Here is a 22,327-nt window from a genome sequence, read left to right as displayed (position 1 = left end):
CATGCGTCGAGTCTTACGAGACACCTCCAAGGGCTGAGGCCCGTCTCGCCGTTTCGGCCTCGAAAGCGCCGCGCGAAGCGCAAGTCTCGAGGCCGAAACGGCGAGACCAAGGGGGCCTCAACCCCGCGCGCCGAAGGCGCGCCAACTAACGCAGCATCTCCGCGACCAGGAAGGACAGCTCCAGCGACTGCTGCGTGTTCAACCGCGGATCGCAGGCCGTCTCATACCGCCCGGACAGGTCCAGATCGGAGATGTCCTGGGCCCCGCCCAGGCATTCGGTCACGTCCTCGCCGGTCAGTTCGATGTGCAGGCCGCCCGGGTGGGTGCCGAGCGCGTGGTGGACCTCGAAGAAACCCTGGACCTCGTCGACGATGCGGTCGAAGTGCCGAGTTTTGAAACCGGTCGAGGATTCGTGGGTGTTGCCGTGCATCGGGTCGCACTGCCAGATCACCTGGTGACTGGTCGACTGGACCTTCTGCACGATCGCCGGGAGGATCTCGCGGACCTTCGTATTGCCCATCCGGGAGACCAGCGTCAACCGGCCGGGCTCGTTGTTCGGGTCGAGCCGTTCCACATATTCCACCGCCTGCTCCGGCGTGGTGCTCGGCCCGATCTTCACACCGATCGGGTTGGACAGCAGCTCGGCGAGGGCGATATGCGCACCGTCCAATTGGCGGGTGCGCTCCCCGATCCACAGGAAATGCGCGGACAGGTCGTAGAGGGCCGGGTCGCCGGCCGAGTTGTGCGCGAGTCGCAGCATGGCGCGCTCGTAGTCGAGGACCAGGGCTTCGTGGGAGGCATAGATCCGCGCGGATTGCAGGCTGGGGTCGGTGACCCGGCACGCGGTCATGAAGCGCAGCCCGCGATCGATCTCGCCGGCGAGCGCTTCGTACCGCGCACCGGCCGGGGACTGCGCGACGAAATCCCGGTTCCAGTCGTGCACCCTGTGCAGATCGGCCATGCCGGCGTTGGTCAACGCCCGGACCAGGTTCATGGCGGCACTGGCGTTGGCATAGGCGCGTACGAGGCGGGACGGGTCGTGCTCCCGGACGGCCGCGTCGGCGACCAGGGAGTTGACCATATCGCCCCGGTAGGACTTCAGACCGAGGGCGTCGGTATCGGAGGACCGGGGTTTGGCATACTGCCCCGCGATCCGTGCGACCTTGACCACCGGCAGGCTGGCCCCGTAGGTGAGCACCACCGCCATCTGCAGCAGGGTGCGGATATTGCCGCGGATATGCGGTTCGGTGTTGTCGGCGAACGTTTCCGCGCAGTCACCGCCCTGCATGAGAAAGGCCTCACCGCGCGCTACCTCCGCGAGGCCTGCCCGCAGCTCGTCGACCTCCGCGGGAATGCAGATCGGCGGCACGCTCTCCAGTACGGTGCGCATGTTCGCCGCCTGCTCCGGATCCCAGGACGGCTGCTGCAACGCCGGGCGCGAGAGCGCGTCGTCGAGCTGTTTCCGCAGGTCACTGGGCAACGGCGGAAGCTCGGGCAAACGGTCGATGGGAACGTCGACGGTCCAGTTCACTCTTTCAGGATACGTTGCCGGGTTTATCGCCTCACCTCCGGCAGGGCTGGTCGCGGCCCTGGTCGTCGGCCGGTGGTGGTCGACCGTCCGGAGCGGGCGGAGGCTGCACGGGGATCTGTTCCCGGACCGGTCTCGGTAGGCTCACATCACTTGTTCGCTGCCGATGGGAACCCACCTTTTGAGATATTTCTACGATGCGGAGTTCATCGAGGACGGCCGTGTGATCGATCTGGTGTCGATCGCGTTCGTCTGCGAGGACGGGCGTGAGTTCTACGCGGTGTCCTCGGAGTTCGACGCCGGCCGCGCGGGCCCCTGGGTCAGCAGGCATGTGCTGCCGAAGCTGCCGCCGGAGACTTCTCCGCTGCGGCGGACCAGAGAGCAGATCCGCGAGGATCTGTACCGCTTCCTGATTCCGCGTCCGACCGTGGCGCCGGAATTGTGGGCGTGGGTCGGCGCCTACGATCATGTGGTGCTGTGCCAGCTGTGGGGGTCGATGGTGGATCTGCCCGCGGCCCTGCCCCGCTACACCAACGAGTTGCGCCAGCACTGGGAGGCGCACGGACGGCCCGAACTTCCGCCACCGCCGCGGGACGCCCATGACGCGTTGGCCGACGCACGGCACAATCTCGCCAAATTCGAGGCCATCGAGGCAGCTCGCCGGCTCGCGCGGTAGCAGCCGGCCGGATCAACGGCTTGTGGAACGACACAGGCCCCCTGTTTCCAGGGGGCCTGTGTGCGGTGCGCGGTACGGGTCAGTGCCCGTGCTGCCCGTTGCTGCCGTTCGAGCGCGCTTCCTCCTGTACTCGTTTGAGTACGGCGATCTGCTTGTGCTCTTCTTCCAGCTCGTTCGCGAAATGCTGTTCGCTCTCCCCGCGCGGGTCGGCCCGCAGGAAGCTGCCGGTACCCGGCTGGCCGGCCGAACCCAGCTGGTTCATCTTCTTGGGCACCACGGCACCCTGGTATTCCAGCGGCAGCGGGTGGCCGTGGGAGTCGACCGGACCCAGCGGCTGGTGCACCTCGATGTACTCACCGTGCGGCAACCGCTTGATCACGCCGGTCTCGATACCGTGTTCGAGGACCGCGCGGTCGCTGCGCTGCAGGCCGATGCAGAACCGGTACGCGATGAAGTACGCCACCGGCGGCGCGACGAGCAGGCCGATACGACCGATCCAGGTCGTCGCGTTCAACGAGATGTCGAACTTGAGCGCCAGGATGTCGTTGACGCAGGACAGCGTGAGCACCACGTAGAAGGCGATGGCCATCGCACCGATCGCGGTGCGGACCGGGACGTCACGCGGACGCTGCAGCAGGTTGTGCCGCGCCGTGTCGCCGGTCAGCTTCTTCTCGATCCACGGGTAGGCGATCAGCACCACGAACACCAGGCCCATGATCAACGCGACCCAGAACACCGCGGGCACGGTGTAGCGGCCCAGGTACAGCTCCCACGGCGGCATCAGACGGGCCAGACCGTCGGTCCACATCATGTAGAAGTCGGGCTGGGAACCGGCCGAGACCTGCGACGGGTTGTACGGGCCCAGGTTCCAGATCGGGTTGATCTGCAGCACGCCGCCCATGATCGCCACGAAGCCGAGGGTGAACGCGAAGAAGGCGCCCTGGTCGGCGGCGAACACCGGGACGATCCGGGAGCCGACCACGTTGTTCTCGGTGCGGCCCGGCCCCGGGAACTGGGTGTGCTTCTGGTACCAGACGATGGCCACGTGCGCCGCGATGAGCGCCAGCATGATGCCCGGGAACAGCAGCACGTGCGCGATGTAGAGGCGCGGGATGATGATCTCGCCGGGGAAGTCGCCGCCGAACATCAGCCAGTGCAGCCAGGTGCCGACGACCGGGACACCGATGGTGATACCGGAGAACGCGGCCCGCAGACCGGTACCCGACAGCAGGTCGTCGGGCAGCGAGTACCCGAAGAAGCCCTCGAACATCGCCATGATCAGCAGTAGCGAGCCGATCACCCAGTTCGCCTCACGCGGTTTGCGGAACGCGCCGGTGAAGAAGATGCGGAACAGGTGGATGATGATCGAGGCCGCGAACAGCAGCGCCGCCCAGTGGTGCACCTGCCGGACGAACAGGCCGCCGCGCACCTCGAAGGAGATGTTGAGGGCGGTCTCGTAGGCCCGCGACATGCCGACACCGCGCAGCGGCTGGTAGGCGCCGTCGTAGGTGACGTGCGCCATCGACGGGTCGAAGTACAGCGTCAGGTACACACCCGACAGCAGCAGGATGATGAACGCGTACAGCGCGATCTCACCCAGCAGGAACGACCAATGGGTGGGGAACACCTTGTTGATCGATCGCTTCATGAAGGCGGCGGCGCGGTAGCGCTCGTCCACTTCGTTGGCTTGGGCCGCGAGCTTGCGGCCGACTGCCTCTCCAGCACTCATGATCGACGCTCCCAGAAGGCCGGGCCGAGGGGTTCGATGAAGTCACCGTTGGCGACCAGGTACCCCTCTGAGTTTACGGTGATCGGCAACTGCGGCAGCGCTCGGGCAGCAGGACCGAAGATCGGCTTGCCCCATTCGGTCGCGGAGAACTGCGACTGATGGCAGGGGCACAGGATCCGGTTGGTCTGCTGTTCGAACAGCGAGGTCGGGCAGCCGAGGTGGGTGCAGATCTTCGAATAGGCGAAGTAGTCGCCGAAGTTGAAGCTCTCCTGACCCTTGCGTTTGATCGCGTTCTTCGCGTCCTCGGTGCGCAGCCGGATGAGCATCACGGCGTTGCGGATGCCGCGCAGCGACTGCAGGGTGGCGTGCTCGTCGCCGCGCCAGGATTCCTTCCACGGGAAGACGGTCTCCATGGCGCCCGCGTCCAGGTCCTCGGGACGCACCAGCACGATGTCCTGCGGACGGCCGGTGTCGCGACGCAGGTAGACGGTCTCGCCCGGGTAGTCCGGGGTCCAGCCCGAGACCCACAGCGGCGACTTCTCGCGCTGCGCCCACGGGTTCTTGACCATGCCACCGACGAACACCAGCAGCGCGCCGATGCCGAGGATGCCGACGCCGGCACCCGCGGTGCGGGTGATGAGCTTGCGACGGCCCAGGGTGGAGGTGTCGAGGGCGTCGCCCAATTCGGCGGCCAGGGTCCGCCGGTCGACCTCGCTGGACTTACCGTCGTGCCGGTCCTGGACCGACAGTTCCGCGGGAATGAACTTCTTGCGGATCAGCACCACCGCGATACCGATGGCCAGGATCGAGATACCGAAGGTCAGACCGTACAGCGGAGTGGTCAGCGAGTACAGGCCGTGCCCGCTGTCTTCCTTGCCCTTGTACTCCCAGGGCCAGAACAGGAAGACACCCACCAGCGCGGCCGCGGCCAGCCCGGAGATCGCGAACCACAGCGCGACCTGCCGTTCGGCGCGTTTCTCCGCCCGGGTGCCCGGCACCGGCCAGCGTTCGCGCCGATAGGCGACGTCCACGCCGTCACGGGCGGTACCGAGCGCGACCAGCTCTTCCCGCGACATCGCATCCAGTTCGGCCTCGGTCGGGTCGGCCGGGGTCGCGGCCGCGGAATGCTTGTCCAGGCCACCCATCTCGTTTTGCTCCTGTTCGCTCATGACTAGGTCCTCGATCCGATCCAGATCGCCGCACCCACGACCGCCACGATGCCGATGGCCCAGATGGCCAGGCCCTCGGTGGCGGGACCGAAACCGCCCAGACCCCAGCCACCGGGGGACTTCGCCTCGGCCGCGTCCTTCACATAGGCGATGATGTCGCGCTTCTCCTCCGCCGAGAGCTGCCGGTCGGAGAATTTCGGCATGTTCTGGGGACCGGTGACCATGGCGGTCCAGAGCTGCGCCTCGGTGGCCGGCTCCAGCGGCGGAGCGAACTTGCCCGAGGACAGGGCGCCACCACGGCCGGTGAAGTTGTGGCACGAGGCGCAGTTCATGCGGAACAGCTCGCTACCACGGCCGATATCGTCGCCGCGCAGCGATTCCTGCGCGATCTCGCCGTTCGCGTCGCGCGGCACCGTCGGGCCGCCGCCGTTGGCCGCCACGTAGGCGCCGAGGGCGTCGGTCTGGTGCGCGTCGAACTTCGCCGGTTTGCGCTCGGCCTGCGCTTCGTTACGAGTCATCGGCATACGCCCGGACGACACCTGGAAGTACACGGCCGCCTCACCGACACCGATCAGGCTGGGACCGCGGTCGGGTACACCCTGCAGGTTGGCGCCGTGGCAGGTGACGCAGGAGGTCTCGTACAGCTGCTGACCCTCGCGGATCAGCGCCACCGAATCCTCGTTCGCCGTGGCCACCTGGGGCTCGGGGGTGAGCGCCGAGGCGAGGAAACCGGCTCCGACGAGACCCACCATGAGCGCGAGGCCGCCCGCTATCCGTCGGCGGACGCGGCGCTGCCTGCGCGTTTTGCTGGCCTCGCCGTGCCCACCGCTGGCGGGCCCTGGCGCTGTCGGGGGCGATGAACTCATCTGTGTCCCTTTGGAGTAGACGGAACCTTGGGCAGTGTTGGCTTGGGCGCCCGAGCTACGCCTGCGTGGTGACGCTGCGCTACCTCCTCCGGCGCTGACGCTCGGACGCCGGCCGGCGTCACCGGACGAAGTAGATCGTGGCGAAGAGCCCGATCCACACGATGTCGACGAAGTGCCAGTAGTAGGAGACGACGATCGCCGCGGTGGCCTGAGCGGGGGTGAACTTGCTCATCGCGGTGCGCGCGAGCAGGAACAGGAACGCGATCAGACCGCCGATGACGTGCAGGCCGTGGAACCCGGTGGTGATGTAGAACACCGATCCGTAGGAGCTGCCGGAGATCGAGGTGCCCTCCGCCACCAGGTGGTAGTACTCGTAGCCCTGACCGCATACGAAGAACGCGCCCATGAGGAACGTGACGACATACCAGCGGCGCAGCCCGAACACGTCACCGCGTTCGGCCGCGAACACGCCCATCTGGCAGGTGAACGAGGAGGCGATCAGCACGGCGGTGACCGGGATGGCCAGCTTCATGTTCAGCTCGGTCGGCGGCATCGGCCACTCGGGCGCCTGACTTCGCGCGACGAAGTACATCGCGAAGAGGCCGGCGAAGAACATCAGCTCGCTGGACAGCCAGATGATGGTACCGACGCTGACCATGTTGGGCCGGTTCAGCGAATGCACACGCTGGGTTATGGCCGATCCTGAGGTACCTACTGCGGTCGTCACGGGGGTAAGTATGACTCTTCGTAGTACGACAGTCGAAGTCGGGTGCCGAACTCGATCTCCTGTGTCGTGATCGACCGGCCGCGTGCGTGTCTCACGGCGCTCCGGCGTGTCGGTCGCTCCCCCGCCGCTCGGGCCCACCAGCAGCGCCGATGGCGTCGTGCGGTCCGCGCGGCGGTACGCGGTTTAGGGTGTGCACAACCGTTCGGTCACAGATATCGGTGCGACGAGGAGATTGAGATGAGCGTGCGCAGCTGGCCCCGGATGCTCGGGGCGCTCGCCGACGGACAGGACCTCACCGCGGACGATACGACCTGGGTGATCGACGAGATCTTCACCGACAACTCCACCGCGGCGCAGATCGCCGCGTTCGGGGTGGCGATGAAGATCAAGGGCCCCACCCCCGCCGAGCTGGCCGGTATGGCCCGCGGCATGCTCGGGCACGCGCGGCTGGTGACGATCGACGGCGACGCGGTCGACATCGTCGGCACCGGCGGCGATCGGTCGGGCTCGGTGAACATCTCCACCATGTCCTCGATCGTGGTCGCGGCGGCCGGGGTGCCGGTGGTCAAGCACGGTAACCGGGCCGCGTCCTCCAAGAGCGGCGGCGCCGATGTGCTCGAGGCCCTCGGGGTGAAACTGGCCCTGGGACCCGTGTCGGTGGCGCGCTGTGTGCGCGAGGTCGGTATCGGGTTCTGCTTCGCTCCCCTGTTCCATTCGGGTCTGCGGTTCGCCGGCCCGGCCCGCAAACAGATCGGGATCCCGACCGTCTTCAATGTGCTGGGCCCGCTCACCAACCCCGCCCAGCCACGCGCCGGCCTGGTGGGATGCGCTTTCCCGGACCTCCTGGCGACGATCGCCGGGGTTTTCGCCGAGCGGGGCGCCGGTGCGCTGGTGGTGCGCGGCCGGGACGGCCTGGACGAGATCACCACCTCCGATGTCACCGATGTCTTTGTGGTCGCCGGCGGTGCGGTCACCGAGGCGGTGATCGACCCGGCACGTCTCGGGATCGCCCGGGTCGACCTGGACGAGCTGCGCGGCGGCGACGCCGAGGTGAACGCGGGGGTGGCCCGTGACGTGCTGGCCGGCAATCCCGGTGCGGTGCGCGACGCGGTCCTGGTGAATTCCGCCGCCGCCATCACCGCCTACGACCTGTCCCGCGGCGCGGAGGTGACGGCCGAACTCGACGATCACCTGATGGCCGGGATCGAACGCGCGGCCGCCGCGATCGACAGCGGGGCGGCCGCCGCCCTGCTGGATCGCTGGGCGGCGCTCACCCGGACCCTCGGCGACGACTGACCCGCCCGGTTCACTCGCCGATCGAGAACCCGGCCTCGACATCGGCGCGCGAATACGATTTGAAGGCGATATGGGTGACCGTGCGCTGGACGCCGGCGACCTTGTCGATCCGCGCGGTGACCACCTCGGCGACCTCCTCGTGGTCGCGGACCCGCACCAGCGCGATCAGGTCCACATCGCCGGCGCACGAGTACACCTCGGTCACGCCCTCGGTATCGGCCACCGCCTGCGCGGTCTCCGGAATGCGCCCGTTGTCGGCCTGGATCAGAACGATGGCGGTAATCATGGGACCAGCCTAAGCATGATGGCCGCGCGGCCCGGGCCCACACGGTCCGTCGCCGGTATGGACCCGGCAGCGCGGCCCTGGGAAAGCCCCCCTTTGTCGGCCCGAATCGAACCCGAGGCGCTGACCGGAGAACGACCCGAACGGTCGCTGCGCGGCCCGATCGCTCAGCCGCGTTGTTCGTCGTAGGATTCCGCGGCCCGGGCCGCGCCCGCCGCGGCGTCGGCGGCCTGGGCCCAGCCGATCCAGCGGCCCGCGCCGCGGGCAGGTTCGGCGTAGCCGTCGGTGGTACGCACGATCCGTACGCCGGGGCGTTCGAGCCAGCGCGCGATCACCGCGACCTCGTCCGGGGACGCGCCGAGCAGGGGCGGTAGCCGCGGATCGGCACCGGTCAGGAGCGATTCGTCCGCGGCCGACTCACCCGGCTCCGCCCCGGGGGAGCGCACGGTTTGCGCGGCGGCGACGATCCGCTCGACCACCGGCATCGGCGGAACACCGCGCGCGGCCGTGCCCGCGCCGGCCAACCGGCCATGCCGGATGACGGCGAATTCCCACCCGCCGGCGCCGTCGGGATGCGCGGCGATCAGTTCGGCGGGCCGGGCCACCGCGGCCAGCCGCTGGGTGCGGCGCAGCGCGCGGATGAGCGCCGCGGTCCGGTCCCGCAGCCGGGCAGCGGATTCGTACTGCTCGTTCGCCGCGTACTCCTCGATCCGGGTCAGCAGGGCGCGGACCGCGGAGTCGTCGGATCCGGCGAACAGAGCGCGCGCGGCCGCGGGGGCCCCCGCGTAGGCCGCCGCTCCGCGCGGCTCGGGGGCCGCGGCCGGGCAGCCGCCGACCGCCTCCGGCGCACAGGTGTGCAGGGCCGTTCGGGACAGACGGGTGGTGCAGGTGCGCAGACCGCAGTACTCGGCCAGTGTGGCGGCGATCTCGGCGGCAGCGGCCCGGGCGTGGAAAGGACCCACCGCCGGACCTCCGGGTTCACGCACCAGGGTCAGCCGGGGGAAGGCCTCGGCGGTGAGGGCGATCCACCAGGCACGTTTCGGGAATTTGGACCGCCGGTTGTAGGGCGGGGCATGCGCGGCGAGCAGCCGCAGCTCGCGGACACCGGCTTCCAGCCCGTGCGCGCACACCACATGGTCGACCCGAGTGGCCAGCCGCACCATCTCCCGAATCCGGCCCCGGGTCTCCGAGCCGGTGAAATAGCTGCGTACCCGACGGCGCAGATTCACCGCCGTCCCTATATAGAGGACTTCGTCCGAGGGCCCGCGGAACAGGTAGACACCGGGCGCGGCGGGCAGGTCGACGGCGAGGGCGCGTTTGGCCCGCTGGCCGGCGGTGACCTCGGGCAGATAGTCGATCAGTTCGGTGAGACTGTGCACCCCTTGGTTCCCCACCCGACCGATCAGCGCGTGCAGTACGTCCACGGTGGCGCGGGCGTCGTCGAGAGCACGATGGGTGGGGGTGGTGCCGGCCCCGAGCAGCTGAGCGAGTACCCCGAGCCGGACCGAGGGCGCCTCGTCCCGGCCGAGCACTCGCCGCGCGAGCCGGACCGTGCACACCACCTGGGCGCGCGGCCAGGAGGTATCGCAGCGCGCCGCGGCGGCTTTGAGGAACCCCATATCGAATCGGGCGTTGTGCGCGACGAGCACCGCTCCCGCGGCGAACTCCAGGAACCCCGGCAGTACCGCCTCGATCGGCGGCGCGGCCCGCACCATGGCGGTCGTGATGCCGGTGACCTGGACGACTGCCGGCGGCATGGCCCGGCCGGGGTCCACCAGGGTCGCGAATTCGCCGAGCACTTCGCCTCCGCGGACCTTCACCGCGCCGATCTCGGTGATCGCGTCGTCGACCGGGCTGGTCCCGGTGGTTTCCAGGTCCACCACCACGAAAGTCGTGTCGTAGAGGGGGGTGTCGAGCTGATCGAACGCCAGTTGCCGGGCAGGCAGCGGGGCGGGTTCGGACACGGCGGCAGGTTACTCGGCGGGTACGACAGGTTCGCGGGGCCGGATCGCCGGGCGCGACCGCGAGAGGGGCGTCGAATTCTCCCGTATCCCCCCTCCGGGCATCGCCACCACGAAACTGTGCGCCAGTTCACATTCGATGTCCGGTTGCTATTCAATTGCTCTATTTCCCGAAAAATGGTCGGGGAATCCAAAAGGCAGGGGCCGCGGCGGAGCGAACCGGAACGGACGTCCCGGCAAGACCCCTGTCCAGTACCGGACATCCGCCCGCTCGAACTGGGAAAAACGAGCGATTCCGCCGCCCGGACACTTCCGGCGGGAGAGCTACACGAACCCGTGCCCCATCCATACGTAACCTCGTCGCAATCCGGCGCGACCCTGTGATTTCGCTCGCACAATTTGCCAGGTGAAAGCTGCACGCCGCACGTTTATCGAGCCCAGGGGCTTTACAAATGACCGTGATCTGTTCGTAATCTTTTCGAGACCTCGCGGAGTTCGGCGCACCACCGGCGGTGCGACCGGGCGGGGAGATCGGAAGGACCGCATCATGGCGTTCAACACCGTCAAGCGACAGGCACGGCGCGTAGCCGTAACCGGAGCCGTCGGCGCTGCCACCCTGGGCGCATTCCTGCTCCCCGCCGCACCGGCCGCCGCCCAGCCGGTGACCATCGACGGCTTCGGCACGTTCGAGGTGCCCAACGAGATCCCCATCCCGGCGGGCATCCCCGGGATACAGGCGCCCGGCGCCGCTGTCGCGCCGCCGTTCGTCACCCCCACCAAGACCGCGGGCCAGCTGGCACTCGACGCCGCGCTCTCGAAGGTCGGCGCCCCCTACGTCTACGGCGCGGCCGGCCCGAACGCCTTCGACTGCTCCGGGCTGGTGCAGTGGTCCTACAGACAGGCCGGGCGCGAACTACCGCGCACCAGCGACGCGCAGCTCGCCTCGGGCGCGCCGGTCTCCATGGACAACCTGCAGCCCGGCGACGTGGTGTCGTTCTACGGCGGCGGGCACTCCGGGCTGTACGCGGGCGACGGCAATGTCGTGCACGCCTCCACCGCCGGCTCGCCGGTCGCGGTCGCGCCCATCTCGTCCATGCCGGTCGCCGGCGCACGACGGTACTGAGCGCCACCCGCGGGGCCTCCGCGTGCGATCCCCGGCTCCGGCCGCTCACCGGACAACCGTGCCGGGTCGTACTGGACACCCCGCGGGCCCGTCCGTAATCTAATCGAGACCTTTACGGGCTACTTCGCACAGAGCGTCATACGGAGAGCGGGGCACGGCAGGCTGTGGCAGGACACGAACAGCGGCAACGGCGTCGGCAGGACAGGCGGCGCGGGCCCGGCCACAGGCGAGACCGGCCTCGGGGACGTACCGCTCTGGCGGCCGGCCTCCTGGCTGCGGCCCTCTACGGTGGCGGCCCGGCCGGAGCCGATCCAGCCCCCGCGCCGACCTCCGCCACCGAAGCGGTCCAGCAGATGATCGACCTGTCCCGGCAGGCCGAACAGCTCAATCAGCAGGCCCTCACCGCGCAGGCCGACCTCGACGCGAAACTCGCCGTCCAGGCCGACGCCGACGCCAAGGTCGCCGCGGCCGGCGCCGCCGTCGACGCCGCGCGCAACGAAGTGGCCCGCTACCGGCCGATGATCGACCGCACCGCCATCGCGGCCTATCAGGGAGCGCGCACCAACCGGCTGTTCTCGGTGCTGGTCAGCGACTCCCCGCAGCAGTTGCTGGACCAGATGTCCACGCTGGACGTGGTCGCCACCCAGACCTCCGACCAGCTGAAACAGTACAAACGCGCCACCGACGCCGCGACGGCGGCGCAGTCGGCGGCCCGCGCGGCCGCGGATACCGCCCGCGCCGCCGCCGATCAGGCGAACACCGTGCGCGACGACGTCGGGCGCAAGCAGACCGATCTCCAGAACGCGGTCGCGCGGGTCATCGAAGTCTGGGGCAGTCTGTCGACCGCGGACCGGACCGCGCTGGCCGGATCTCCCTTCCCACCCGGATTCGACCGCGACAGCCTGCTCCGCGACCTGGTCCCCGGTAGCGGCACCAGCGCCCTGGCCGCCGGGCTCACCCGCGTCGGCGACCCCTATGTATGGGGCGCCACCGGACCCGACCAGTTCGACTGCTCCGGCCTGGTGCAGTGGGCGTTCAAGCAGGTCGGCAAGGATGTGCCGCGCACGAGTTCGGCGCAGGCCGCCTACGGCACCCCCGTAGGCCGCGACGAACTGCAACCCGGTGATGTCGTCTTCTTCTACGACGACATCTCCCACGTCGGTATCTACGCCGGAAACGGTCTCATGCTGCACGCGTCGACCTTCGGCGTCCCGGTGGCCGTGGCCCCCATGGATTCCACGCCCTATCACTCGGCCCGGCGCTACTGACACCCGGAGCGACTCGGCCCACAGCGCGCCAATACTGTGGTTCGTATGGCTCGAACTCTGCTGGTTACCAATGATTTCCCGCCGCGGCCGGGAGGTATCCAGTCGTATCTGCAGGCACTGGCCGGGCAGCTGCCCCCGGACGATCTGGTCGTCTACGCACCGCGGTGGCGCGGGGACAGCCACACCCGATTCGACGCGAAACAGCCCTTCCAGGTGGTCCGCCACCCCACCACCCTCATGCTGCCCACCCCCGCGGTGCTGCGCCGCGCCCGGAAAGTGCTGCGCGCCGAGGGCTGCGAATCGGTGTGGTTCGGCGCGGCCGCGCCGCTGGCCCTGCTCGCCGCGCCGCTGCGGCGCGCCGGCGCCCACCGGATCCTGGCCAGCACCCACGGCCACGAGGTCGGCTGGTCGATGCTGCCGGCGGCCCGGCAGGCGCTGCGGGTCATCGGGGACCACACCGACGTCGTCACCTATGTCAGCAAATACACGCGCCGCCGGTTCGCCGCCGCGTTCGGCCCCGACGCCGCCCTCGAATACCTGCCGCCCGGCGTGGATACCGAAACCTTCCGGCCCGATCCGGCCGCCCGCGCCGAACTGCGCGAACGCTACGGTCTCGGCAACCGGCCCACCGTGCTCTGCCTGTCGCGGCTGGTCCCGCGCAAAGGCCAGGACGTACTCCTGGTCGCCATGCACCGGATCAAGGAACGAATCCCGGGCGCCGTTCTCGTGATCGCCGGCAGCGGGCCCTACGAGGACCGGCTGCGCGGCTTCGCCGACGCCCTAGGCCTCACCGACGACGTGGTGTTCACCGGCCGGGTGCCCGCGGCCGAACTCGCCGCCCACCACACCCTCGCCGATGTGTTCGCCATGCCCGCCCGCACTCGCGGCGCCGGCCTCGACGTGGAAGGTCTCGGCATCGTCTACCTGGAGGCCTCGGCCACCGGCGTCCCCGTGGTGGCCGGAACCTCGGGTGGTGCCCCGGAAACGGTGCTGGACGGGAGGACCGGGCGGGTGGTGGACGGCCGCCGCGCCGACCACGTCGCCGACGCGATCGCCGATATCCTCGCCGACCGCGACGCCGCCGCCGAAATGGGCGCTGCCGGAAGGGCCTTCGTGGAACGCCGATGGCGCTGGGACGCCCTGGGCGCCCGCCTCCGGCAGCTGCTGTGATTTCGGCGCCGCCGATAACACCGCGCGCCGATGAGCGCCTTCTCCGCCATCTACTACGCTCACCCGGGTGAGCAGTATCCAGGTCGCGGACCAAACCTTCCTCGCCGCTCCCGGCGCCGCGGTGGCGGCCGCGCTGGCGGGCCCGGGACACTGGCGGCGCTGGTGGCCCGATCTCGAACTGGATGTCCGGGAAGATCGCGGTGACAAGGGAATTCGCTGGTCGGTGTCGGGCGCGCTGTCCGGCACCATGGAGGTGTGGCTGGAACCGTCATTGGACGGCGTGATCCTGCACTACTTCCTGCACGCCGAGCCGCCGCAGCCGCTGCCGCCGCGCAAACTGGCCGCCGCCAACCGGGCCCGCCGGGTGGCGGGCAAGATGATGTCGTTCGAGATCAAGGACCGTCTCGAGGACGATCGCCCGGCCGGAGTCGCTCCGCACGACAACTGACGGATTTCGTACCGCACCGCCGAAAGGAACCCCTGAGACCCAATGGCCGACCGGACCCAGAGATCGATCGTCATCGCGGCACCCGCCCGGCAGGTGATGTCAGTTATCGCCGATCTGGCGTCCTACCCCGAGTGGGTATCGGCGGCCAAATCGGTGGAAGTCCTGGAGACCGGGCCCGACGGCCGGGCCCGTACCGCGCGCTTCGTGCTGGACGCGGGCGTGGTGAAGGACACCTACGTGCTGGCCTACACCTGGCAGCCGGACGATCTGGCCGTGAGCTGGACGCTGGTGAGCGGTGAGCTGCAGAAGGTGCAGGAGGGCCGCTACGAACTCGTCGAGCAGCCCGGGGGCGGCACCGAGGTGCGATACGAACTGACCGTGGATCTGACGATCCCGATGATCGGCATGTTCAAGCGCAAGGCGGAGAAGGTGATCACCGATACCGCGCTCAAGGAACTGAAGAAACGGGTCGAAGGCTGACCGGGCCGCGGCGCTCGGGAGACGAAGTCCGCGGCGGCGGCCGGCCCGCTCGCGGCGCCCGGTCACGCACGCGGGTCGAATTGTTCGTCGGCAAGGGTGGTGTCGGGAAGACGACACTGGCGTGCGCGCGCGCCATGAGTTGCGCCCGAGCGGGTCAGCGGATTCTGGTGGCCTCGCTCGACCAGGCGCATTCACTCGGTGACGCGCTCGGTTTCCGGTTCGCGCACGATCCGGGCGCCGTCCCCGGGATCACCCGGGTCGTCCCGGGCCTGGAGGCGATCGAACTCGATTCGCTGGCGCTGCTCGAGGAGCGTTTCGGCACGCTCACCGACCTGCTGCGCACCGATCCGGGGCACGATCACGGTGTCGACCTGGCGGCCCTGGATCCGGCCGAGCTCACCGGCCTGCCGGGGGTGCAGGAGCTGCTGATGCTGGTGGAGATCGCCCAGTACGTGGCCGACGACGAATGGGACGCGATCGTCCTGGACTGCCCACCGACGGCCGATATGCTGCGCATCCTCACCATGCCCGAGACAGTGCTCGTGTACCTGGACCGGATCTGGCCGCCGCATCATCGGATGATGAGCTCGATCGGCACCGATCTCCGCCGGGCCGTCCTGGCGGCGACCGTGCAGCGGATCGTCACCGCGGTCGGCGAGGTCCGTGATCTACTCGCCGACCCCGACCGCACCAGTGCCCGGCTGGTCACCCTGGCCGAACGGGTCGCGGTGGCCGAATCGGCCCGGGTACGTTCGGCGACGGCACTGCTCGGGTTGCGGCTCGACGCGGTGGTGGTGAACAAGGTACTCGCCGCGGTACCGCCGCCGGGTCCGGAACCACAGCATCCGGCCGTGCGCTGGTATCGGAACCGCTGCGCCGAACAGTGGGATGTGATCTCCGGGTTGCAGCGCTCGATGCCGGAGGTCCCGGTGCTCGTGGCCGGACATACCGGCGCCGAACCGGTGGGCCTGGGCCCGCTGGCGGCGCTGTCCTGCGTGGTCGCGGAGCAGGATACGGCGCCCGGAAGCGGATACGACGGTGTCCGGCTCGACAGTGGGGGCACGGTGCGCGACGATCCGGGTTCGGCGCCGATACCCGGCGACGGCAGCGCGCACGCCGCGCCCGCGGTGCGACTGGAATCGGGTGCGGGGTTGCAGTCGGTGTACGCGATGCGTATCCATCTGCCGGTCGCCGATCCGGCGACCCTGCGCCTGGGACGAGTGGAGGACGATTTGATCGTGGGAGCGGACGGCGTCCGCCGCCGGCTACGCCTGGCGCCCGTTCTACGCCGCTGCACCGTCAGCACCGCCGAGTTGGACAACGGATACCTCGTCATCCGTTTCCGCCCCGACCCGCAGGAGTGGCCGAAGTGACCGGAACCCGCTACCGCCAGCCCGAGGGCGTCGCCGAATTCGCCGACGAACTGCGGCTGCTCGCCGAAGCCGTGCTGGAACGCGTCGAACCGGTCCTGCGCGAGGCCGCGGCCGAAGGACAACCGGAGTGGAGCAACTGCACCTGGTGCCCCCTGTGCGCCGCGGCCGCGCTGGTCCGCGGCGAACATCACGAGGTACTGGCCACGGTCGCCGCGCACGGCACCGCGATCGTCACCGTGCTGCGTGAGGCCCTGGCCGGGGTACCGGTGGATCCCGTGGTGGCGCACCGGCACGGGCCGGAAGACGGCTCCGCGCACGAAGATTCCCACCCCGCCGCACCCGGCGCCGACGCGGCGGCCGGCGACACCGATGATCCCGGCGCGGCGGCCGGCGGCACCGACGCGACCCCGCCCGGCGACCCCGCCGCGAACGCCGGGAAAGCGCGCTATGTCGGCATACCCGTGAACATCAAGCAGTGACCGGCACCCGCCCCGGTGCCCCGCTGACCGTCGGTATCGATATCGGCGGCACCAATATCCGCGCGTCGGTGGTCGACGCCGCGGGCGAGGTCCTCGACACGGTGCAGTACCCGACCCCGCATTCGGCGGTCGCCCTGGAGGCCGCGCTCGATCGGGCGGTCCGCGAACTCGCCGACCGGCACACGCTCGACGCCGTCGGTCTGGCCGTCGCCGGATTCATCTCCCAGGACCGCACCACCGTCCGGTTCGCCCCGCATCTGCCGTGGCGGGACGCGCCCGTGGCGAAACGGCTCACCGATCGTCTCGGTCTGCCCGTTCTGCTCGAACACGATGCCAACGCGGCGATGTGGGCCGAGTACCGGTTCGGCGCCGCCGCCGGCGGGCACAACGTGGTGCTGGTGGCGATCGGCACCGGAATCGGCGCCGCGCTGCTGCTCGACGGCACTCTGTATCGGGGCACCCACGGCGTGGCTCCCGAACTCGGCCATCTGCAGGTGGTCCCCGGCGGACGCGACTGCGGCTGCGGGAAACGAGGCTGCTGGGAGCGGTACTGCAGCGGCACCGCCCTCGCCGAAACCGCTATCGAACTGCTGGCCACCGATACCGCGCCCGCGGCGCTGGCCCGGGAGATCGTCGCCGACCCCGGTGCGGTCACCGGCCGCCGCATCGCCGACGCGGCCCACGACGGCGACCCGCTCGCGGTCCGGGTGATGGCCGATTTCGCCCGATGGCTCGGGCTGGGACTGGCCTTCGTCGGCGATATCTTCGATCCCGATCTGGTCGTCATCGCCGGTGGGGTGAGCAGTTCGGCGCCACTGTTCCTCGACGAGGCCCGGGAGGAGTACGCGGCGGCGGTCACCGGCCACGGCCACCGGCCGCTGGCCCGGATCCGGACCACCCAGCTGGGCGAGGCCGCGGGCATGATCGGCGCCGCCGAACTCGCCCGCTCGGCGCTCATCGCCGGCGTTTGAGGTGCGGAACATCCGGTTTGCCCGAAAAGAGTCTCGTCACGTTCACGTCACCGAAACGCACTGGTGAAATCTCGGCAGCGAGTGTGAGTGACATTGTTCCCGGGGCTTTGATGTGATCTGTGACCGGCGGTAGAGTCGGCTGACAGAGGCATTCCCCAAATTCCATCCCGGTTCTCGGAGTAAGGACGTCATGTTCTACTGGCTGCTTAAGTTTGTGCTGCTGGGTCCGTTCATCCACCTCTACAACCGACCCGAGGTGGAGGGCGTGGAAAACATCCCGGCCGAGGGCGCGGCCATCATGGCGGGGAACCACCTCTCGTTCGCGGACTGGCTTTTCGCTCCGCTGTCGAGCCCGCGCCGGATCAGCTACCTGGCGAAGGCCGAATACTTCACCACCCCTGGCCTCAAGGGGCGGTTCCAGAAGTTCTTCTTCAGCGCCTCCGGCCAGTACCCGATCGATCGCAGCGGTGCCGATGCCGCCGAGGACGCGCTCATCGCGGCACGCAAACTGCTCGACGAGGGCCGTCTGGTCGGTCTCTACCCGGAGGGCACTCGCTCCCCCGACGGCCGGTTGTACAAGGGCAAGACGGGGATGGCCCGGCTGGCCCTGGAAACCGGTGTTCCGGTGATCCCGGTGGCGGTGATCGGCACCGACGAGGTGAGCCCGCCCGGACCGTTCCGGTGGCGCCGGCGCAAGGTGACGGTGAAGTTCGGTAAGCCGATCGATTTCTCCCGCTACGAGGGTATGGGCGGCAACCGGTTCGTCGAGCGCGCGGTCACCGACGAGGTCATGTACGAGCTGATGCGGATGTCGGGTCAGGAGTACGTGGACGTCTACGCCTCCAGCTTGAAGAAGAACGTGCCCTCGGGCCCGTCCTCTCATCTCCCGCGCATTCCGGAGTCCGCCGCCAGCTGAGGGCGGCGCGTACCATGGTCGGATGACGGTTCGTGCCAAGATCTGCGGTATCCGGTCCCGATCGGACCTGGAAACGGTGGTGACCGCCGGCGCGGATGCCGTCGGATTCATCTGCGGGACAACCCATTACAGCGAAGACACATTGACGGCGGAGGTGGCCGCGGAGCTTTCCGCGGCCACGCCGTCGTTCGTGAACCGGGTGCTGGTCACCCATCTCGAGGAGGCCGGCGCCATCCTCGATCTGGCCGACCGGGTCGGTGTGGACACCATCCAGGTACACGGCCTGGTCGATCGCGCGACCCTGCGGGCCGTCCACGCCGCGGCGCACGGGCGCACCATTGTGCGCGCGGTCCACGTGACCGGCGCGGACGCGGTGGCCCGGGCCCGGGAGATCGCGGCGGACTCCGACGCGGTGCTGCTCGATTCCCGGACCGCCGACCGGCTCGGCGGCACCGGCCGCACCCACGACTGGTCGGTCAGTGCCCGGATCGTCCACGAGCTCGCCCGGATCGGGCGGCCGGTGATCCTGGCCGGGGGTCTGAACGCCGACAATGTGGAGCAGGCGATCGCCGCGGTACATCCATTCGGCGTGGATGTGAACAGCGGCGTCGAAACCGAGACCGGCGACAAGGATTTCACGGCCTGCCAGGCCTTCGTCAAGACGGCACACGAAAGCGATCGGGGCCGGCCAGTTCCAGTCCCACCGCGCCGAGTACCAGAGCTCCAGCGAGCAGGGTCGCGGCGGTGATATCGGACCCCACGACCGCCGCCCCGATCACCGTCGCCACCACCGCCTCGTTGAGTCCCACCAGTCCCGCCACCACTTCGTCGAGGTCCCGCAGCGCCAGCCAGTAGCAGGCGAAACCCGGGCCCAGGAGCATCGCGCCGATCCCCGCGAGAGCGCACGCCTCGCCGGGCGTGGGACCCGCCCCGGTGAGGGCGGCGACCGCGAGCAACGGGGCGCCCAGCACCGATGCGGTGAGCAGCTGCAGACCGGCCGCCGCACCACTGGGCCGGCCCGCCGATTCCCGCACCACCAGCGTGATCAGTCCGGCCACACAGGCCGCGCTGGCGACCGCGAGGACACAGCCGGCCAGCGCCGGCCCCCACGCGGTCTCCGCCGGTTGCTGCGCGGCCACCAGCCAGATCGCCACCCCCACGGCCACCAGTTCCGCCCCGACGGCGGCGGTGATCGCCCGCCCACGCCGGACGATCTGCGTAATGATCATGAGCACCGGCGCGGTGAGATGCAACGCCACCACCACGGGCAGCGGACCGATGTGCAGCGCGGCGACGTAACACACGAGATTCAGCACCTCCAAGGCGCCGAGCCGCAGGAACAGGCCGGGTGAGTTCCGCAGATCCCGCCACGGATCGGTGCCGCGAGCCATCGCGAAAGCCAGCAGGGCCACCGCGCCGCCGGCCGCGACCGGTGCCGCCGCGAACCCCTCGGCGCCCACCCAGGCGATTCCCGCGCTGGAGGCGCCCCACAGGCTGGTCGCCACCACCAGCAGGGTCAGACCGCGGCCGATGCTCCTCACGACAGGAGGAAGGTCACCACGGGCAGGATCACCGCGGTGAACGCCGCGAACACCGCCGCCGCGGTCCGCGCCTTGGGCACCGACGGCAACCGGGTCGCGATCCCGGTGTAGGTGCCCAGTGCCACGAACAACGTCCCCCACACGACCAGTGACCGGCTCACCACGGCACCGAGGTCGTCGGCGAACAGCACGGCCAGCACCGCGATGGTGACCCCCGCGGGCAGCGCCGCCGCGAGGGTCAGCGCACCGGCGTAGTTGTTCATCAGCACGACGCTCCCCTGGTAACCCACCACCTCCTGCGCGTCCCTGGGGTGCACACCCTGCTCCCGGCAGATCATGTCGAACACCGTCGCGGGGTTGACCCGCTCGTTGACCATGCGACGCACCGCGGTCATCGCCTCCAGACCCTGCACCGTCGCGTAGGAGGTCACGAAACCTTCGGTGGAGGTCCGGAAACCGCCCCGGACCGCCGACAGTTCCTGGGTCTCCTGTAGTTCCAGCAGCTCCACCAGGCCGTGGCGCACCCCGGGGTCGAAAACCGTCCGCTCGTCGGCAGTGACCACCGCACAGACCGCGAGATGCAGGCTCAGATGCCGCCAGGTGTCGGCGACCTCGCCGCGGCGGAACGGTTCCTCCTCCACCCGCGCCTCGCCGCGCCGCAGTCCGGCCAGCATGCGTTCGACGGTGAGCGCCCGGACCCGGTCGACCCGTTTCCCGCCCACCACGGCGATCTCCGGCCGGGACAGCAGCAGCGCGGCGTGCGCGCAGGCGTACATCGGCTGGATCCGCGGATCGTCCTCCAGCAGCAGCGAAACCACCAGGGAGGTGCCGTGCAGCAATGCCTCGGCGGCCGTCTCGTCGGCGCTGGCCAGGTCCGCGAGCGCGTGCAGCGCGGCGGTGGTGGCGGTCAGTGATACCGGGCCCACCGGGCCGGACAACCGCCAGCCCCTGGTCTGTGGGTCGCGTGCGGCCCGCAGTTCCCGGAGGCATCCCACCACGGCCGGGTCGGTGGGCGCGACATCCAGGCAGCTCAGCGCCCGCAGGCGCCAGGACAGGTCGATCGGCGACCGGAATTCCCAGGCCCCGCTGTCGGTGTCCACCACATCCCGCCGCACCAGGGTGCGCACCTCGTCGGCGCGCGGCACGGGACGGCCCGCCTCGGTGAGCGCCACCACCGCCTCGGCGGTGTTCTGCGGATTCGGCGGAACATCGGAGACCCAGCCCCAGCCGGCGCCACCGTGCCGGTCACCGAGCTGACCCCGATGCAACCAGTCCACCGCCCAGCCGATCCGCTGATCGATATTGGACACGCCGACCTCCCTCCCGCCCGTCGAGCCGTAATCGACAGGCGCTCAAGGACTTCGACCACCCTACCGCCCGGGTAGCGCGCGGACGGGTCTTTACGTCTACGCTGTGGAGCCGAGGCACGGCGGTGGGAGAACGTGCGGGCGGGGCCGGGAGGAGCTTTCGATGTTCAAGACACTGCTGGGTGCGCTGGGTGCGCAGACCGCCGAGGTGGAGACCGAATTGTCCACGCCCGGGGTGCAGCCCGGGCAGCCGGTGCACGGGATCATCCGGATGCGCTGTCACGATCGGCCGGTCCGGGTGAAGGGCGTCGCGGTGGAATTGATCACCCGGGCCGAACGCGAGTACGACGACGGCGAGGCGCTGGTGGACACGGCCTTCGCCCGGCAGCCGGTGTTCGGCCCGTTCGAACTGCTGCCCGGATATCCGCTGGAGGGCCGGTTCGAACTGCTCACTCCGTGGGAAACGCCCATCACCTTCTACAACGGCCGCCATCTGCACGGAACCGCCGTGGCCGTCCGCACCCGGGTGGATGTGGACGGCGGTTTCGACGCCACCGATACCGACCCCATCGGTGTGGGTGCGCTGCCGCCCCAGCATGTGGTGCTGGCGGCGGTGGAAGCCTGGGGGTTCGGCCTGCGGCACGCCGATGTGGAAGCCGGCCGGGTGGACCGGGTCCCGCATTCGCTGCCGTTCTTCCAGGAGATCGAGTTCGGCCCGTCACCGCGCTTCCCGCGCCTGAACCAGCTCGAAGTGACCTTCCTGGCCGACCGGCACGGAATGTACGTGGTCATCGAGGCCGACAAACGCGCCGCGCTCTTCGCACCCGGCCGCGATGTGATGGATACGATCCGAGTCGATTTCGCCACATTCGAGCAGGTGGACTGGGTCGAGGTGATCGGCCGGCGGCTCCACGGCCTGGCCTGAGCCCGAGCTACCCCACCGCACACCGCGGCAACCGGCCGCTCCCCCGCCGGCGCCGAACAACCCCTCCAAAACCCAGTATCGCCACGGCAGC

At 69.7% G+C, this 22,327-nt stretch carries 22 protein-coding genes; 13 read left to right on the top strand and 9 right to left on the bottom strand.

The annotated features are described in order from the left end of the window. Positions 1–145: 145 nt before the first annotated feature. On the bottom strand, positions 146–1,531 hold the full coding sequence (locus ABZV91_RS25320; protein ID WP_355246414.1) for a class II 3-deoxy-7-phosphoheptulonate synthase: 1,386 nt from the start codon (positions 1,529–1,531) through the stop codon (positions 146–148). Between the two features lie 178 nt (positions 1,532–1,709). Between ABZV91_RS25320 and ABZV91_RS25315 the strand changes: the two genes are divergently transcribed. Next, positions 1,710–2,204: a polyadenylate-specific 3'-exoribonuclease AS gene (locus tag ABZV91_RS25315; RefSeq protein ID WP_355246411.1), complete on the top strand. Its 495-nt coding sequence runs from the start codon at positions 1,710–1,712 to the stop codon at positions 2,202–2,204. A gap of 79 nt (positions 2,205–2,283) precedes the next feature. Here ABZV91_RS25315 and ABZV91_RS25310 read toward each other — a convergent pair whose 3' ends face one another. The 4 genes from ABZV91_RS25310 to ABZV91_RS25295 form a co-directional block, all read right to left on the bottom strand. Next, on the bottom strand, positions 2,284–3,933 hold the full coding sequence (locus ABZV91_RS25310) for a cytochrome bc complex cytochrome b subunit (RefSeq protein ID WP_355246408.1): 1,650 nt from the start codon (positions 3,931–3,933) through the stop codon (positions 2,284–2,286). Next, complete coding sequence (locus ABZV91_RS25305; protein ID WP_355246429.1) at positions 3,930–5,078, bottom strand: ubiquinol-cytochrome c reductase iron-sulfur subunit; 1,149 nt, start codon at positions 5,076–5,078, stop codon at positions 3,930–3,932. The genes ABZV91_RS25310 and ABZV91_RS25305 overlap by 4 nt, the downstream gene beginning before the upstream one ends. Before the next feature lie 26 nt (positions 5,079–5,104). Beyond that, on the bottom strand, positions 5,105–5,968 hold the full coding sequence (locus ABZV91_RS25300; protein WP_355246405.1) for a cytochrome c: 864 nt from the start codon (positions 5,966–5,968) through the stop codon (positions 5,105–5,107). Between the two features lie 118 nt (positions 5,969–6,086). Further along, positions 6,087–6,695: a heme-copper oxidase subunit III gene (locus tag ABZV91_RS25295; protein ID WP_083872408.1), complete on the bottom strand. Its 609-nt coding sequence runs from the start codon at positions 6,693–6,695 to the stop codon at positions 6,087–6,089. A gap of 237 nt (positions 6,696–6,932) precedes the next feature. Between ABZV91_RS25295 and trpD the strand changes: the two genes are divergently transcribed. Then, on the top strand, positions 6,933–7,991 hold the full coding sequence (gene trpD / locus ABZV91_RS25290; protein WP_355246401.1) for an anthranilate phosphoribosyltransferase: 1,059 nt from the start codon (positions 6,933–6,935) through the stop codon (positions 7,989–7,991). Between the two features lie 10 nt (positions 7,992–8,001). On the opposite strand, the gene ABZV91_RS25285 is transcribed toward trpD, so the two are convergent. Then, entirely contained in the window at positions 8,002–8,277 is a 276-nt protein-coding gene (locus tag ABZV91_RS25285) for an Lrp/AsnC ligand binding domain-containing protein (RefSeq protein WP_355246398.1), read from the bottom strand. A 164-nt stretch (positions 8,278–8,441) separates the two neighbouring features. Next, positions 8,442–10,238 carry a DEDD exonuclease domain-containing protein gene (locus ABZV91_RS25280; protein WP_355246395.1) on the bottom strand — a complete coding sequence of 599 codons (1,797 nt, stop codon included), beginning with the start codon at positions 10,236–10,238 and terminating at the stop codon, positions 8,442–8,444. A 544-nt stretch (positions 10,239–10,782) separates the two neighbouring features. Between ABZV91_RS25280 and ABZV91_RS25275 the strand changes: the two genes are divergently transcribed. The 10 genes from ABZV91_RS25275 (at position 10,783) to ABZV91_RS25230 (ending at position 19,211) form a co-directional block, all read left to right on the top strand. Beyond that, positions 10,783–11,358 (top strand): C40 family peptidase, encoded by a 576-nt coding sequence (locus ABZV91_RS25275; protein WP_355246392.1) that lies wholly within the window; start codon positions 10,783–10,785, stop codon positions 11,356–11,358. 269 nt (positions 11,359–11,627) lie between these two features. After that, entirely contained in the window at positions 11,628–12,626 is a 999-nt protein-coding gene (locus tag ABZV91_RS25270) for an NlpC/P60 family protein (protein WP_355246426.1), read from the top strand. Positions 12,627–12,671: 45 nt separating this feature from the next. Next, on the top strand, positions 12,672–13,796 hold the full coding sequence (locus ABZV91_RS25265; protein ID WP_355246389.1) for a glycosyltransferase family 4 protein: 1,125 nt from the start codon (positions 12,672–12,674) through the stop codon (positions 13,794–13,796). 67 nt (positions 13,797–13,863) lie between these two features. Continuing rightward, positions 13,864–14,244, top strand: a complete 381-nt coding sequence (locus tag ABZV91_RS25260; RefSeq protein ID WP_355246386.1) for a polyketide cyclase / dehydrase and lipid transport — start codon at positions 13,864–13,866, stop codon at positions 14,242–14,244. 42 nt (positions 14,245–14,286) lie between these two features. Next, a complete protein-coding gene (locus tag ABZV91_RS25255; protein ID WP_030523884.1) occupies positions 14,287–14,724 on the top strand; it encodes an SRPBCC family protein in 438 nt (145 codons plus the stop codon). Positions 14,725–14,804: 80 nt separating this feature from the next. Further along, positions 14,805–16,097, top strand: a complete 1,293-nt coding sequence (locus tag ABZV91_RS25250) for an ArsA family ATPase (protein ID WP_355246383.1) — start codon at positions 14,805–14,807, stop codon at positions 16,095–16,097. After that, a complete protein-coding gene (locus ABZV91_RS25245) occupies positions 16,094–16,576 on the top strand; it encodes a hypothetical protein (protein WP_355246380.1) in 483 nt (160 codons plus the stop codon). The genes ABZV91_RS25250 and ABZV91_RS25245 overlap by 4 nt, the downstream gene beginning before the upstream one ends. After that, positions 16,573–17,547, top strand: coding sequence for an ROK family protein (locus ABZV91_RS25240; RefSeq protein WP_355246377.1), 975 nt, complete (start codon positions 16,573–16,575; stop codon positions 17,545–17,547). Before ABZV91_RS25245 ends, ABZV91_RS25240 begins: the two co-directional genes overlap by 4 nt. Positions 17,548–17,737: 190 nt before the next feature. Continuing rightward, positions 17,738–18,463: a lysophospholipid acyltransferase family protein gene (locus ABZV91_RS25235; protein ID WP_355246374.1), complete on the top strand. Its 726-nt coding sequence runs from the start codon at positions 17,738–17,740 to the stop codon at positions 18,461–18,463. Between the two features lie 22 nt (positions 18,464–18,485). Continuing rightward, positions 18,486–19,211, top strand: coding sequence for a phosphoribosylanthranilate isomerase (locus tag ABZV91_RS25230; RefSeq protein WP_355246371.1), 726 nt, complete (start codon positions 18,486–18,488; stop codon positions 19,209–19,211). Here ABZV91_RS25230 and ABZV91_RS25225 read toward each other — a convergent pair. Beyond that, complete coding sequence (locus ABZV91_RS25225; RefSeq protein WP_355246368.1) at positions 19,120–20,004, bottom strand: DMT family transporter; 885 nt, start codon at positions 20,002–20,004, stop codon at positions 19,120–19,122. The genes ABZV91_RS25230 and ABZV91_RS25225 overlap by 92 nt on opposite strands. Further along, complete coding sequence (locus ABZV91_RS25220) at positions 20,001–21,314, bottom strand: hypothetical protein (protein ID WP_355246365.1); 1,314 nt, start codon at positions 21,312–21,314, stop codon at positions 20,001–20,003. The genes ABZV91_RS25225 and ABZV91_RS25220 overlap by 4 nt, the downstream gene beginning before the upstream one ends. Positions 21,315–21,474: 160 nt before the next feature. Here ABZV91_RS25220 and ABZV91_RS25215 point away from each other — a divergent pair, with 160 nt between their 5' ends. Continuing rightward, positions 21,475–22,236 (top strand): sporulation protein, encoded by a 762-nt coding sequence (locus ABZV91_RS25215; protein WP_355246362.1) that lies wholly within the window; start codon positions 21,475–21,477, stop codon positions 22,234–22,236. Positions 22,237–22,327: the final 91 nt, after the last annotated feature.

Source organism: Nocardia sp. NPDC004568, assembly GCF_040609955.1.
Lineage (GTDB): Bacteria > Actinomycetota > Actinomycetes > Mycobacteriales > Mycobacteriaceae > Nocardia.
The sequence above is the reverse complement of the archived record's forward strand: the minus strand, read 5'-3'. Positions and strand labels throughout refer to the sequence as shown.

What these genes read in the sequence shown, in the direction of transcription:
- ABZV91_RS25235 (WP_355246374.1), top strand. Translation starts at nt 17,738, where the DNA reads ATGTTCTACTGGCTGCTTAAGTTTGTGCTGCTGGGTCCGTTCATCCAC.
- ABZV91_RS25305 (WP_355246429.1), bottom strand. Translation starts at nt 5,078, where the DNA reads ATGGGTGGCCTGGACAAGCATTCCGCGGCCGCGACCCCGGCCGACCCG.
- trpD (WP_355246401.1), top strand. Translation starts at nt 6,933, where the DNA reads ATGAGCGTGCGCAGCTGGCCCCGGATGCTCGGGGCGCTCGCCGACGGA.
- ABZV91_RS25300 (WP_355246405.1), bottom strand. Translation starts at nt 5,968, where the DNA reads ATGAGTTCATCGCCCCCGACAGCGCCAGGGCCCGCCAGCGGTGGGCAC.
- ABZV91_RS25265 (WP_355246389.1), top strand. Translation starts at nt 12,672, where the DNA reads ATGGCTCGAACTCTGCTGGTTACCAATGATTTCCCGCCGCGGCCGGGA.
- ABZV91_RS25215 (WP_355246362.1), top strand. Translation starts at nt 21,475, where the DNA reads ATGTTCAAGACACTGCTGGGTGCGCTGGGTGCGCAGACCGCCGAGGTG.
- ABZV91_RS25310 (WP_355246408.1), bottom strand. Translation starts at nt 3,933, where the DNA reads ATGAGTGCTGGAGAGGCAGTCGGCCGCAAGCTCGCGGCCCAAGCCAAC.
- ABZV91_RS25230 (WP_355246371.1), top strand. Translation starts at nt 18,486, where the DNA reads ATGACGGTTCGTGCCAAGATCTGCGGTATCCGGTCCCGATCGGACCTG.
- ABZV91_RS25275 (WP_355246392.1), top strand. Translation starts at nt 10,783, where the DNA reads ATGGCGTTCAACACCGTCAAGCGACAGGCACGGCGCGTAGCCGTAACC.
- ABZV91_RS25285 (WP_355246398.1), bottom strand. Translation starts at nt 8,277, where the DNA reads ATGATTACCGCCATCGTTCTGATCCAGGCCGACAACGGGCGCATTCCG.
- ABZV91_RS25255 (WP_030523884.1), top strand. Translation starts at nt 14,287, where the DNA reads ATGGCCGACCGGACCCAGAGATCGATCGTCATCGCGGCACCCGCCCGG.